The sequence below is a fragment of the bacterium genome (genome assembly GCA_022763185.1).
Classification (GTDB): domain Bacteria; phylum Bdellovibrionota_G; class JALEGL01; order JALEGL01; family JALEGL01; genus JALEGL01.
This window is the reverse complement of the sequence record JALEGL010000007.1, coordinates 40,860-54,290: the sequence shown is the minus strand read 5'-3', so window position 1 is coordinate 54,290 and position 13,431 is coordinate 40,860. Positions and strand designations below refer to the sequence as shown.

The following is a 13,431-nucleotide window of genomic DNA, read 5'->3' as shown; positions in this document are numbered from 1 at the left end:
TTGTGGTTTAATGTGGGACTGCGTGAACTTTCAAAGTCAAACAGTAGAAATCAAAAGAGTATGCAATTGGGATCTTTGGACCAAACAACCCAAGATCAGAGAAAACACCAAAACAGGTGTTTTTAGGAAAATTGTCATGCCCGAAAAATTGGTTCAACTGTTGACTGAATGGAAAGCGCTCAACCCAGGACAACAATTGGTATTTCACAGAAAAGGTGAATTGATTAAGTATAATGCTATCCAACGTGCATACAAAGGTGCCTTTAAAAAATTAGGCCTTCCTGACCGCTCTACACACGTTTTAAGACATTCTTTTGCATCAATCTATGCAAACCAGACAAGAAATATTCGTGGTGCTCAAGCAGCTTTAGGACATCAGGATCTTCGTATCACTCAGCATTATGCAAAAGTCACTGAGCAAACTCAACGTGATGCCATTGTTGATTTTGAATTTGGTAAAATTAAAAAATCCAACCCTTCTCCTGATAATGGAGGATCTGATAATGTAATTTCTCTAAATTCAAAAAGAGCTAACAGCGCTGGATAATATTAATTTCTAGAGCTGTTTGTTCAAAACAATAAAACCGTCAGCAATGAAATTTTTTTATCTTTCCCATTTCTTTCCCAAAAGGACTATTTTTAAAATTTATCAAATGATTTTAGATAGTTAGAAAATAAGTGGTCGGGGCGATTGGATTTGAACCAACGACCCCCTGCTCCCAAAGCAGGTGCGCTACCAGGCTGCGCTACGCCCCGACATTTTAGACAGTCTTGCTGACTGATAAAGAGCACATTATTTAGAGTGCCTGAGAAAAAAAGTCAACCTAATATCGCTATTATCACAGGATACTTTGTAATTTTTGACTGATAGCCTGAAACGCTAGGGAACGGTGATCCAAACTGAGCTTTTCTTTCATATCCATCTCTGCCAAGGTTTTCTTGCGTTCTTCAACATAAAACAAAGGGTTGTAGCCAAAGCCTTGATTTCCTCTTGTTTGAGAAACAATACAACCATGCAACTCACCCTCTGCTGTTAGCATCTGCTCGGTCAAAGGATTGTAATAGGCCAAAACGCAAACAAACTTGGCTTTAGGATCTACTAGTTGTTTGACTTTGATCTCATGCAATAACTTTGCATTATTATCTGCATCCGTGGCATCCGGCCCTGCATAACGGGCTGAATACAAACCCGGCTCACCTGCTAGAGCATCTACCACCAAACCTGAATCATCTGAGAGACAGGGTTTCTTTAACCAGCGGGCATAGGCCTTGGCTTTAATGCTCGCATTCTCTAAAAAAGTACTGCCATTTTCTACCACCTCTGGAGCATTATCTTGTCTGGATTCTTTAATGGAATAAAAAGAAACTTGCGGGCAAAACTGCTCAGCCAAATACTGAAACTCTTTGAGTTTTCCTTGATTTTGTGTGGCGATGCAAATATTCATGCTGTTTCTATGGCATGGCTTTGTTTATTAACAATTTCTTTTACCGCTTCAAAACCTTGTCCCAACATGGCTTGGGTTTGCTCAAAACTAAAAGTTCCTCTTTCTGCAGTCCCCTGGATTTCCACCAATGAGCCATTGCCCAAGAAAACCAGGTTCATATCAACATCACAGGTGGAATCTAAATCATAATCCAAATCTGTATAGACTTTATCATCTTTAAGCCCCATACTGATTCCGGCAACATGTGAGCGAATGGGATTATGCTCAACTTTACCTTTTTGCATCAGTTTTTTAATAGCAATAGACATGGCCACAAAACCACCGTTAATAGAAGCAATCCGTGTTCCGCCATCGGCTTGCAAGACATCACAATCCACGGTGATGGTTCTTTCACCCAACAAACGCTCATCAATACAAGCCCTTAAAGAACGACCAATTAAACGTTGAATTTCTTGCGTTCTGCCACTTTGCTTGCCTGACTTAGCTTCACGTTTAGACCTGGTGTGTGTAGATGCTGGCAACATACAGTACTCAGCAGTCACCCAACCTTTGCCTTTTCTTTCCATAAATGGTGGCACTTTTTCTTCTACTGAAGCCGTACACAGCACCCAAGTCTGCCCCATTTTAATCAAACAAGAGCCCATGGGGTTATGAATATAATTTGGAGTAATTTCTATTGAACGCAGTTCGTTTGTTTTTCTCTGTGGCATAGAGCTCTTGTAACTCAAGGGGGGCACAGATCAACTTTTTTCAGTAATTCAATCTAAAAGGTAGCCTATTGTCTTTTATTGACCAATCTTAGGAAATTATCTTTACAAATGATCGGTTTATTTGTACCTATGCCTCTCACATGCACCCGTAGCTCAGCTGGATAGAGCACCAGACTACGAATCTGGGGGTCGGGCGTTCGAATCGCTCCGGGTGCGCCATTATTTGAAGCTCATCGACCTATCTACATCCATATTTTAATTCAATCAATCTCGCTCTATCAAAAGGTAGCCGGTTACTTTTGTAGAAATACTGGTATTTCTAATTCATCATGTAAAACACAGCTTGATTTTTTTTGCATTGCATTATATTGTATTTTTACACAACTTTTTAGGGGAAAATAACTATGAAATCATTTTTGTTAAAAGCCGTTGGAGGATTAATTGTTTGTTTTGGTATTGAACCTAGCTTTGCTATTTCTGGCTGGGAAGCTACGTGTTCTTTTAATCCAAATCCTAAATCTCAATTTATGAATCCCAGACAACCTGGAACAGAATTAACCTGGGATTATATTCTCAATCGAAAAAACATTGATTTGTCGCACAAAGAAGTGAATGCACGCATTTTTGTACCATCAGCACCCTACTTACTCTCACATCCAAATGCCCTGGTCCTCGATGAGCTGAACCCTATTTGTTGGGAAGCATGTTCAAAATATTCTCTCACTTTGGAAGCGAACATGACTAATGCTGAAAAGCTAATCATTAACGATTATACATTTTTGCTATTGGGTTGCGAATGGAAAGACGACAGTAGGCTCCAAGAAGGTTATAAAACGGTTACTATTTCTAAATCTGAGTGGGATGATACCAAGGATTTTCTTGATTTCTTTTCAAATAAAGCACAAACAGCATTTTCAAAAGAATTGGCACTTACGCTTTATAACTCACAAAAAAATGGTCTCATTGAATGGGTTAAAGTTGAGGATTATGCAACATTTCGCCTCAGCCAAAAAGGTCAAGATGTTTTTCAAGAAGGGGTAGAAAAGGGCTTGGTTCCTTATCCAGAAGCGCTGCAATTTCGTGATCTTTTGGCTGAATTAAAACCAAAGTATTTCTCAATGAACTTAGCGGAAACGCGCTTTGTACAGAACTTAAGAGAGGTTGCACCTGCGGTTATAAGCGTTGTAGAATTTAATCCGGTTGTACTTACAGCAATCTTATCTCTGTCTTCCAGTCCAAACCCTCCTTATGTCATAGCCAAAGACCCTGCAATGCTGTTTGCCTATCATAAAGGCATTCAACAGGACGTTTATCATAACACTGCAAAAGACTTCACAAAAGCTCGTAACAGCATATGGGATACAATATATGCGCTTAAAGCCATGATAACTATTGTAAACTCTCAATAGTTAGGCTTTTTTTTGTAGCAAGGTGATTCAATTGCACACGTAGCTCAGCTGGATAGAGCACCAGACTACGAATCTGGGTGGGGGTCGGGCGTTCGTCTGTTTTCTTTTTCAGCGGCTCCGGGCCTATGGTTACTGATAGGCAATCTTAAAAATTTTATAATTTTTCACTGGCCAAACTTTGTTGAGTGTATATATTGCAAGCATTATGATTCAATCTACATTTTGGAGCCGTTTGGCTCTGCACTCATTGGCTATTGTTGTTATTTCTTCAATCATTCCGGGCATTGAGCTTAATGGTATCTTGGCCGCCATTGCAGCGGGTGCTGTTTTTGGTCTGATCAACAGTTTTATCAAACCTTTGTTGATCATCCTAACCTTACCTTTGACTCTGTTTACCTTTGGTATTTTTCTCTTGGTCATCAACGGCTTAAGTTTTTGGCTGGTAGCTGGTCTTGTCAAAGGCTACTATATCACCAATATTTTTTCAGCCATCGTAGGTGCATTATTAATGAGTCTGTTTTCTATGCTCATCAATGCTATGCTACAGAAAAATGAGCCTAAAAACATGCATGTGGGCTATTTTCGATAAGCTGTATTTGACATGAAACTTACTGCTTTAAATGAAACCTTTGCTATAGCAAGACTTAACCCATCTGACCCTATACCTGAATGGGCACATCATTCTGAGTTTTTCTCCATCAACAAAACCCAAGATGAACTCTCCATTGTCTGCTCACAAAACAATGTACCTAAAGATATTCAACATGAAAAAGATTGGCGCGCGCTTAAAGTTGAAGGGCCATTGGACTTTTCATTAACTGGCATTCTGTATTCACTGACCAAACCTTTGGCTGAACAGAAAATCAGCTTATTTGCCATATCTACTTTTGATACAGATTATATCTTAGTGAAGTCAAATGACTTTACCCAGGCTTGTAAAGCACTTTCTGAGACAGGCTTTACCGTTGCAATTGATTTCTAAACTATGCGATAAACACATTTTAGTATTTGATACATTGTTTGAACGTCGTTACGCTGAAAAATGCTTTGTCGTGCTACAAAAATCAATGGTCGTTTTATATTTAAGACTTTATACTGCTTTTCTGGCAGTTTAAACGCTTCACATAAACTCATTGGAACAATAGCTCTAAACAGCTTCTTTTGTGCTAAACGGGTTATAGCGGCATAAGATTCCAAAAAATAGTCTGGCCTTAAATTTTGTTTTTGCAATTGCCGTGCAATAGACTGCATAGTTTCAGAAGATTGTTCAATTCCCATAAGCTTTCTATCCAACTCAGGATTAACAAGAACCATGGCTTCATCACACAATTTTTTAACCGTCATGCTTCCTACCTTATTGGCATTACCCGCACATACACCAAACAGATACTCTCCAGACATTACCCTATCTAAAACCACAGGACTTCTGTGCGCATGCGGAATAAGTTGTACACTTGGTTTTTGTTGTTCAAGTTTTTTAAATAAAAAATCACCACGAGCAATCAATACAGACTCAGAAAAACCCACATGCATAGCCTTCAAGCTATGATTGGGCTGTTCATTCAAAATAGATTTTACAGCACTTAAATGGGGCAAGACTTGCTCAAGAATCTTCAATGCTTCAGCTGTTAACTCAACATTGCGGCCATTTTTTTGAATAAGCTTTTTATTCAGCTGATGCTCTAACTGAGCAATACGCTTACTTACTGTGGGTTGGCTAACGCGCAAAGCCGTTGCTGCTTTATGCATGGTTTTAAAGTCTGACAAGGCTTTTAGGGTTTGAACATGCTCAATCATTAATTATATTATATTATATTATCATTAATTAAATACTATTCAATATAGGAATCAAAATAGTGCACGATATATTGGTAAAAAACCTGATGCGCCTGGCTACTGTATTGATTTTTATGCTGATTAAGCCAGATATAATCCTTTAGACTTTTTTTACTGGGGCTAACCTTAAAAACATCTGGCAAGGCCAGACGTCTTTTTTCATAGACATAACTGGGGACCACTCCAATACCGAGACCATCGGCAATACATTGCAAAACCATTTCTGAAGAAGCGGCATAAAGCTTGATATTAAACTTAGAACGTCTTTTTTTATAATGCTGATACACCCAACGCTTAAACAGAATATGCTTGGGAAAATAATCCACAATGGGTAATTCAATCAATGTTTCTAGTTGTTTGCATTCATTTAAATAGTTTTCAGGGGTCAATAAAATCAAGTCTTCAGTGTATATTTTCTTTGTTGTTATGGATTTCACTCCTTGACTGGGAAAAATAGAAAAACATAGATCTAAACGATTATCCTCCAACATGCTCTGTAGCTGACTTGGGGCAGCAAAATTAAATTGCAGTATGACATTGGGATAAAGCTCGTGAAATTTTTTTACAGCCAAACTTAAGTGGGTTTTGGCAAAATCCTCATAGGCACCAACTTTAACAATACCACCAATGTCTTCTTCACGCTTACTTTCATGCACTAAACTAAGCGCTAAACTATGCTGATATTCTTTTAAGTTTTCAAAAATCCTTTGTGCTTTTTGAGTTGGGTATATTTTTTGTGACTTTCTTAAAAACAAACCATAACCCAGTTGCCCCTCCAAGATCGTCATGGACTGACTAATGGCAGATCTTGAAACGTTAAGTTTTTCTGCTGCATCACTGAATGAATTACTTTCCATCACCACAAAAAAAACATTCAATTTGTTCAAATCTATCTTGTTAAGCATAACTTAACAAAATGTTTAATATGTTTAGCTTTTCAAATCAAGCGTCACCGCTTAATCTAATAAAAATTTAACCAAGGAGAGCCCATGTCATTTTCAGAAAAGCTAAAGCAAAGCATTGCAGATTATCATTTACTTGAGCATCCATTTTATCAAAAATGGAACGAAGGCAAACTGAAAGCTGAAACTTTACAGCACTACGCCAAAGAATATTACCAGCATGTTAAAGCTTTTCCCCGCTATATCAGCGCTACCCATTCTTTATGTGAAGACATCACAAAAAGAAAAATCTTACTTGAAAATCTAAATGAAGAAGAAGGCTCTATGGGAAAAGACCATCCACAACTATGGGCAGACTTTGCAAACGGTGTTGGCGCTAATGCAGAACGTTTAGATCAGCACACAGGTGGACAAGCCATTAACACCGTTATTGATACTTTTTTTAAATATGCTCGCAGCTCTTACAGTGAAGGTCTAGCATCTCTCTATGCTTATGAATATCAAGTGCCAGAAGTTGCAAAAACCAAAATTGACGGTTTAAAAAAGTTTTATGCTATTAACGATGAACAAAGCCTGGCCTTTTTTAAAGTTCACCAAAGTGCAGATGTTATTCACAGAGAAGCGTGTGAAGACCTTCTTGATCAACTTTCTGAGGATGAACAATCACATGCTTTAGATGCAGCAAAGCACTCAGCTCAATCTCTTTGGAATTTTCTAACAGAAATGAATGACTATGATGAGAAGCTGGCATGCTAAGCCAGTCTTCTTCATGCTTAACCTTGCATGATTTTCATTTTTGGGTGCACCTCGGCGATTCTGAACAAGAGCGCTACCATGCGCAAAAAGTAAGCGCCACCATAAAAATAGCCTTTGCAGACAATCCCCAAGCGGAAAAAACCGACAAGCTTAACGATACAGTATGCTATTTAAAATTATCTCAGGCTTTACAGGATGATGTAAAAAAAAATCAATACGAACTCATTGAAAAACTTTGTCGTCAGTTTTTTGATATTGTTTCACAACATATTCCACAAAATTGCAAAGCCCAAGTAAAGCTCTTGAAATTAACCCCTCCTATTAAAGACAGCTATAACAATGGCGTAAGCTATACCTGTGGAGATTGGATTGACTAACTGTTATATAGCCATGGGTTCCAACATGGAACCAAGACAGCAGTATTTTACTCAAGCCTTGACTTTACTTGAAAAACATAGCCTTGGCCCCATTGAAGTTGCTCCCATTTATCAGACCCCGGCCATGCTGCCTCTTGATGCACCTGACCACTGGAATAAACCCTATTTAAATACTGTTCTTAGATTGAGTACAGAGCTTTCAGCGCAAAGTTTGCTTAATAAAATCAAAAGCATTGAACTTAAACTAGGACGTGACTTAAACCTAAAATGGGGACCTAGACCCATTGATTTAGATATTTTATTTTATGGACAGACCCTTGTTGATACAGAAAGCCTGTCCATCCCGCATCCAAGACTGCTTGAACGGGACTTTGTTTTAAAGCCTTTGTTGGACATTGTTAATCCAAGCGATATCCCTAAAAACGATGCCCTTAAAATTTTAAAAAAATCTAAATCTATACACATGCCAGCATGGATGCATATTTTAAATCTTAGCCCAGATTCTTTTTCAGATGGCAAAGCTTTCAATGATGAAACGTGTTTAAAACAATTGGACACCATTCAAAAGCATACCATTCAATACCTTGATATTGGCGCGGCTTCAACACGACCCAATGCTGACATTGTTTCTCCTAAAGAAGAAATAAAACGTATCAAACCTTTTTTACAGTTATGGAATACATACTTTAATCAACAAACTTTACTTAAACCGCGTTTAAGTCTTGATACAATGCATGCTTCAGTTGCTCAGTTTGTTCATGAGCAAACTGAACTTCACACCATTAATGATGTTAGTGGACTTAAAGATCCTGAAATGTTTTCTACTTTGCAACAAACAAACTGCGATTACGTTTTAATGCACAGTTTAAATGCTCCGGTAGACCCTAGAAATGTTATGGCACACGATACGGATCCCATTGTATTTTTAAAACAATGGCTTGATCAAAAACTAACGTTGCTGGATAAAAACAACATTGATGTTTCAAGAGTAATTTTTGATCCCGGCATAGGCTTTGGCAAAACGGCCTCTCAATCTCTAAAAATTTTACAAAACCTTGATCAGTTCAATGATATTCCATGTAGGCTTCTTATCGGTCACTCCAGAAAATCTTTTATGAAGCTATTTTGTAATCTGGATGCCCATGCCAGAGATTATGAAAGCATTGGCATATCCATGGCCTTATCTCAGCATGCTGTTGATATTTTCAGGGTTCACCAAGCCCCTTTGCATCAAAGAGCATGGCTCGCATACCAACATACAAAAGTACAATATAGGGGTGGATAAAATTATCAACAAGCGCTTGCTTTTAATTTAACTTTTATATAGTTTGTGCCAGTGGTTAAGCAGGGTCATAAAAAAAACAAAAAGCTAAACATTGATCTTATTGGTATCTGTTGCTCTAGCTTATGCGCTATTCACTGTTTACTGACCCCCATCTTATTGGTTTCTTTACCTTCCTTAGGAAAGTATTTTGAAAATCAGTGGGTTCATATCAGCTTCTTTGCTGCTATGACAGCATTGGCCTTATGGACTATTTTGCGTCACTATAAAATGCATCAATCCAAAACTATTTTTGCCTTACTCATTCTTGGTATTGCAGTTACCGCTTTAGGTTTTCTACCACCAGAAGGTTTTTCTCCAACACATCAACACCAGCATAGCCACCCTCATAATCATATTTGGGAAGAAGCATGTTTTATCATAGGCGGTTTAATGCTCTTTATTGGCCACATCATGACCATTAGAAAATACAAGTGTTGGGAAGGTCATTGTCACCAACATTAATCATCAAACTTTCTAAAAAAATTAGATAAGCAAAATTATCCATTAAAAAACATATAGGTGATCAAAGCCATAATATAGGCTAAAACTCCGTAGGCCACAAACACACCCCATGCTTGCCATTTGTTTTTTAATTCTTTGGCCAATACGGCTACAGTGGATACACACTGTAAGGCAACAGCATAAAATACCAAAAGCGCTATACCTGAAGCCAGAGAAAAGCCACTGTTTTGAATCTTTTCACTCAAGCTCGACAGATTTTCATCCGCAGACTCAATACCAAACATGGTTCCTAAAGTACCCACAAAGACCTCTCTGGCCAGGAATGACACCAAAATGGCTACACCATATTTCCAATCAATGCCTAAGGGTGCAAAAACCGGTTCAAAGAAATGACCCAACTTGGCCAAATAAGATTGCTCCAAAGACTCACCATAATTAGGAAAATAACCCAAGGCCCAAACAATAACCGTGACCACAAAAATCATGGGACCTGCCCCTGATAAAAAAGACCAAGCCGCTCTAAATGATTTTTGCAACAAGGGTTTTATTCCAGGTACTCTATAAGGCGGTAACTCCAAAATAAACGGATAGTCATTGTCATCTTTATTGGTTGAGAAGCGATCAATCAAAACTCCCACCAACAGAGCCATCGCAATACCAAAGGCATACAATGCAAAAAACAATAAGCCTCTTAAACCCAAAAAGCCTGCAACAATAGCGTTCGCTGGAATTAAGGTCACAATCAACAAACTGTATACGGGTAAACGCGCAGAACACGCCGTCAAAGGCACAGTCAGCATGGTAATCCATCTGCGTTTGGGAGAATCAATGGTCCTAGCCGCCAAAATAGCTGGAATCGCACAGGCATGACCGGTAAGCAGTGGCACAAAACTTTTTCCAGAAAACCCAAAAAAGCTTAAAATTCTATGACAAATAATAGCTGACCTGGCCAGATAACCACTGTCTTCTAAAATGCCAATGATAAAGGTTAAAACAAAAATTTGCGGCACAAAAATAACAAACGCACCTACACCTTCAATTAAAGCTTCAATGATAAAATCTCTAGCCACACCCTCAGAGAGCGTAGACAAAGCCAAAGACCCTAAAAAGGCAAAGATATTTTCTACCGCCACCATTAAGGGTTCTGCCCAGGTAAAAATAGATTGAAACACCAACAACATGACCAAAGCAAACAAAACACCGCCCAGCCAAGGGGATAAAAATACTCGATCTAAGTAATTTTGTTTGGCAATCAACACATCTGACTTTGGAGCAAATTTTTGATTCAGCTCTTCTAAGAGCTCTTGTTTAGTTTTATTAAAGCTAGGCAAAGGCATGTCTTTAAAGCCTACACGGCTAATTTCATTGTACAGCTCAGTAAAACCTTGTTTGGTTTTAGCTGACATCCCTATTACCGGTACATTCAATGCTTCTTCTATCCCTTTGAGGTTGACGTGAAGATTATTCTTTTCCAACTCATCCATCATATTCAATGCTAGAATCATGGGAACACTGTGTTTTAAACATTCTTGGCGTATATCCAAAGCAAGAGACATACTCATATCAAAACGCGTGGCATCCACCACGCAAACAACGGCTGTAAGTTCATCTTTTTCATTCTCCAAAGCGCTTTGGAGAGAGTTAATGGCTATTTCTTCATCAATAGAAATGCTATCCAAGGAATAAATACCCGGGTAATCAACCAAATGGAACTCTTTATACTGGGCTTGCTTAATTTCAACCGTCACGCCGGGAAAGTTGGACACTTTTTGTCTAACTCCTGTGAGTTTTGAAAATAATAAAGATTTTCCTGAGTTCGGTTTTCCTACCAAAAGAATTTTTTTATGTTTTTGCTTAGACATGCACACCTTTAATGACTTGCTTCGGGTTCAATTTCTACCCACTGTGCCACTTCTCTTGATAAAGAAAAAACACAGCACCCCACATGTACAACCACGGGGCCCCCAAAAGGTAAGCTGTGCAATATTGAGATTGTTTTGTTTTCTACAATCCCCAAATTTCTTAGGCGTTCAATAATTTTTTGACTGTAGCCTTGATTGAATGTTGAAACTTTGACTCGCATATTTTTATTTGGCACTTCGGATAATTTCACCCTATGCCCATACCTTTTTGGATATTGATAATCAATATCAATCTAAAAAAAATACATTTTTTGAAAAAAATAAAAAATCCTCGCAAAATAAGTTTAAAGTCTGTATTGAGCTTATTCTACTAGGTTCTTAACCTAATTCTGTGCCGGAGTGGTGGAACTGGTAGACACACAGGACTTAAAATCCTGCGGCTTATTAAGCTGTGCCGGTTCGATTCCGGCCTCCGGTACCAAAATAATTTTTGCCCTTTAGGGCAGAAATTATTTTGTTCTTCAAGTTTTGCAATTCAACATTTGGCCCGGTTAGGAAGAACAAAAAGCACTGCTTTTTGAGACGGAATACTGGGAAGCTTGCCTCAGCAAGCCGAGACAGTGCCATTCCGGGCTCCGGTACCACTTTTTTTAAAAGTATAACCCACTATGCTCTTCAAACATACTCAATGAAGACCACTCTCATTCTTGATTTGACGCTTTGTATAATTTTTGCTAGGTTAATTGCTGTTATGGGGAAAATTAAAAAAATAGTCTTATGTAGTGTTTTATTTTGCGGCTTTATATCTGTTCATGCTCAAGAGTCTGAAACTTTAAAAGTACAAGCCTCTACCATTATTCAACAAAAGTATGTTAAGTTTCCGTGGCAGGAAAGTGGTGGCGTGTTTTTACTGATTGTTGATGCTCTTGCTCCAGATGTTTATAGTCCCAAATATAGTCGAAAAGCTTATTTCAGGTACCTTGATCAAAGCACATACATCAGTTCATTGCATGAAATTTTGCCTGATACTTGCATTGAGGACCTAAATCTTAACTTGGATAACATTCAACAAACGGTAGCAAAGATCAATGCAATTCCAGAAAGTAATCCAGAAAAAATAAACTCTGAATGTACTGAAATTGTATACGATGCTCAGCAATATCAAGGCTTTTTTCACTCACTAAAAGAAGATCAATTTAACTTTGAGGCTTTAAAAAGTTACAATCCCTACCATGCTTACCAACTGACAAATGAAGCATTCAATTTTATACAACAAAACCTTAATATTGCTAATAGAGTTAGCTATAAAAAAATTAAGGATCGCTATCTTTCAGTTAGAGCATGTATGCTTGGTCGTCCATTTAACCAAACCATTAAGAGAAATATCATGAGCGGTCTAACACCTTTGTTAGAAAAGATTTCTAATTTTAGTGATTATAAAAATAATAACTCTCCTCACCAACGCTGGATAAACTTAAAAAATAGATCAGAGCAATTGATTGAGAGAGTTGGCTATGCTTATGGCAACAATGGCGAATATTAAAATAAAAAACTTACTTATTATACTGTTATCAATCAACTGCGTCATAAGCTCTAAGGCCAAGGCCATAGAAAGCTATTTCTATTCTATTGACATAGACTCCAGCCAGCTAGCCAATGATAGTTTTTTAGATAAAATTGATCTTAGTGCCAACACATTAATTGAATCCTATGATGAAAACGGGAACCTCAACATAAAAGTTTTTCATGCGCTCTCACACAGACGTGATAAAAATTACTGCGCTATGAACTTGAAAAACATGTATGAAAACTTTGAAAGTAAATCAAAAAGCCGAAGACACATCAGCAAAAGAAGACATCAACTGGCTGACAATCGAAAGTTTCAATGGCGTTTAAATGCAAATTTTTCAGAAAACAACACCTCTAGCGATGCAAAACCTATCAATTTTGGTCGAGTTATTCAGCTTTGGGAGGAAGCTCATACCGACTTAACGCAAATTCAAACAAAAACAATTCCTTTTCAATCCATCAAAGGTATTCCAATTTTTCAATATTACTTCAAGCCAAAACAAGACTGTTGGCAAGGAGGCTATATTCATACTGACATCATTCGGAACAAAGGAAACCCTGCTCATATATCTATTCAAGTCAAATACATGGAAAAAAACCGATCCAATAAAAACCGATGGCATTTAAAAACTGTAAAGTTACCCATCAGACTCACTTTGACTGAATAAATTTTATCTTTTGTAACTTTCTTTTACCTATTGATACATCTAAATTCAAACTGCTAGTGTAAGAAAATCGATCGCTTTTAGCTTTGCGCATCTTTAAATGTTAATTTAAGC

General features: G+C 37.8%; 16 protein-coding genes and 3 tRNA genes. 12 read left to right on the top strand and 7 right to left on the bottom strand.

Going from position 1 to position 13,431, the window contains the following annotated elements:
• Positions 1-547, top strand: a 547-nt coding sequence (locus MRY82_05085; protein ID MCI5072299.1) for a site-specific integrase, incomplete at its 5' end; no start/stop codon positions are given.
• Between the two features lie 132 nt (positions 548-679).
• On the opposite strand, the gene MRY82_05080 is transcribed toward MRY82_05085, so the two are convergent.
• The 3 genes from MRY82_05080 to rph all read right to left on the bottom strand — a co-directional run bounded on the left by MRY82_05080 (position 680) and on the right by rph (position 2,155).
• Positions 680-756: transfer RNA gene (locus tag MRY82_05080), tRNA-Pro, on the bottom strand.
• An 83-nt stretch (positions 757-839) separates the two neighbouring features.
• The gene (rdgB, locus tag MRY82_05075) at positions 840-1,445 is read right to left on the bottom strand and encodes an RdgB/HAM1 family non-canonical purine NTP pyrophosphatase (GenBank protein MCI5072298.1); all 606 of its coding nucleotides are present in this window, start codon (positions 1,443-1,445) and stop codon (positions 840-842) included.
• Positions 1,442-2,155 (bottom strand): ribonuclease PH, encoded by a 714-nt coding sequence (rph, locus tag MRY82_05070; GenBank protein MCI5072297.1) that lies wholly within the window; start codon positions 2,153-2,155, stop codon positions 1,442-1,444. Before rph ends, rdgB begins: the two co-directional genes overlap by 4 nt.
• A 142-nt stretch (positions 2,156-2,297) precedes the next feature.
• Here rph and MRY82_05065 point away from each other — a divergent pair.
• The 4 genes from MRY82_05065 to MRY82_05050 all read left to right on the top strand — a co-directional run bounded on the left by MRY82_05065 (position 2,298) and on the right by MRY82_05050 (position 4,546).
• Positions 2,298-2,374 (top strand) — tRNA-Arg (locus MRY82_05065).
• A 185-nt stretch (positions 2,375-2,559) separates the two neighbouring features.
• On the top strand, positions 2,560-3,564 hold the full coding sequence (locus MRY82_05060) for a hypothetical protein (GenBank protein MCI5072296.1): 1,005 nt from the start codon (positions 2,560-2,562) through the stop codon (positions 3,562-3,564).
• Between the two features lie 205 nt (positions 3,565-3,769).
• The gene (locus MRY82_05055) at positions 3,770-4,153 is read left to right on the top strand and encodes a phage holin family protein (protein MCI5072295.1); all 384 of its coding nucleotides are present in this window, start codon (positions 3,770-3,772) and stop codon (positions 4,151-4,153) included.
• A 12-nt stretch (positions 4,154-4,165) separates the two neighbouring features.
• Positions 4,166-4,546, top strand: coding sequence for an ACT domain-containing protein (locus MRY82_05050; protein ID MCI5072294.1), 381 nt, complete (start codon positions 4,166-4,168; stop codon positions 4,544-4,546).
• Here MRY82_05050 and MRY82_05045 read toward each other — a convergent pair.
• On the bottom strand, positions 4,543-5,361 hold the full coding sequence (locus tag MRY82_05045; GenBank protein MCI5072293.1) for a LysR family transcriptional regulator: 819 nt from the start codon (positions 5,359-5,361) through the stop codon (positions 4,543-4,545). The two genes, MRY82_05050 and MRY82_05045, sit on opposite strands and share 4 nt — an antisense overlap.
• Before the next feature lie 35 nt (positions 5,362-5,396).
• Positions 5,397-6,287, bottom strand: a complete 891-nt coding sequence (locus MRY82_05040) for a LysR family transcriptional regulator (GenBank protein ID MCI5072292.1) — start codon at positions 6,285-6,287, stop codon at positions 5,397-5,399.
• 102 nt (positions 6,288-6,389) lie between these two features.
• Between MRY82_05040 and MRY82_05035 the strand changes: the two genes are divergently transcribed.
• Genes MRY82_05035 through MRY82_05020 form a run of 4 tightly spaced genes read left to right on the top strand, consistent with a single transcriptional unit; the run spans position 6,390 to position 9,221 of the window.
• On the top strand, positions 6,390-7,058 hold the full coding sequence (locus MRY82_05035; GenBank protein MCI5072291.1) for a CADD family putative folate metabolism protein: 669 nt from the start codon (positions 6,390-6,392) through the stop codon (positions 7,056-7,058).
• The gene (locus MRY82_05030; GenBank protein ID MCI5072290.1) at positions 7,052-7,435 is read left to right on the top strand and encodes a dihydroneopterin aldolase; all 384 of its coding nucleotides are present in this window, start codon (positions 7,052-7,054) and stop codon (positions 7,433-7,435) included. Before MRY82_05035 ends, MRY82_05030 begins: the two co-directional genes overlap by 7 nt.
• Positions 7,436-7,460: 25 nt before the next feature.
• Complete coding sequence (gene folP, locus MRY82_05025) at positions 7,461-8,720, top strand: dihydropteroate synthase (GenBank protein MCI5072289.1); 1,260 nt, start codon at positions 7,461-7,463, stop codon at positions 8,718-8,720.
• A gap of 45 nt (positions 8,721-8,765) precedes the next feature.
• The gene (locus MRY82_05020; GenBank protein MCI5072288.1) at positions 8,766-9,221 is read left to right on the top strand and encodes a MerC domain-containing protein; all 456 of its coding nucleotides are present in this window, start codon (positions 8,766-8,768) and stop codon (positions 9,219-9,221) included.
• Positions 9,222-9,256: 35 nt separating this feature from the next.
• On the opposite strand, the gene MRY82_05015 is transcribed toward MRY82_05020, so the two are convergent.
• Together MRY82_05015 and MRY82_05010 are read right to left on the bottom strand one after the other, a co-directional pair.
• The gene (locus tag MRY82_05015) at positions 9,257-11,083 is read right to left on the bottom strand and encodes a ferrous iron transporter B (protein MCI5072287.1); all 1,827 of its coding nucleotides are present in this window, start codon (positions 11,081-11,083) and stop codon (positions 9,257-9,259) included.
• An 8-nt stretch (positions 11,084-11,091) separates the two neighbouring features.
• A complete protein-coding gene (locus tag MRY82_05010; GenBank protein MCI5072286.1) occupies positions 11,092-11,334 on the bottom strand; it encodes a ferrous iron transport protein A in 243 nt (80 codons plus the stop codon).
• A 142-nt stretch (positions 11,335-11,476) separates the two neighbouring features.
• On the opposite strand from MRY82_05010, the gene MRY82_05005 reads away from it, so the two are divergent.
• The 3 genes from MRY82_05005 (at position 11,477) to MRY82_04995 (ending at position 13,320) form a co-directional block, all read left to right on the top strand.
• Positions 11,477-11,564, top strand: a tRNA-Leu gene (locus MRY82_05005).
• Positions 11,565-11,660: 96 nt separating this feature from the next.
• Entirely contained in the window at positions 11,661-12,626 is a 966-nt protein-coding gene (locus tag MRY82_05000; GenBank protein MCI5072285.1) for a hypothetical protein, read from the top strand.
• Entirely contained in the window at positions 12,604-13,320 is a 717-nt protein-coding gene (locus MRY82_04995) for a hypothetical protein (GenBank protein MCI5072284.1), read from the top strand. Before MRY82_05000 ends, MRY82_04995 begins: the two co-directional genes overlap by 23 nt.
• Positions 13,321-13,431: the final 111 nt, after the last annotated feature.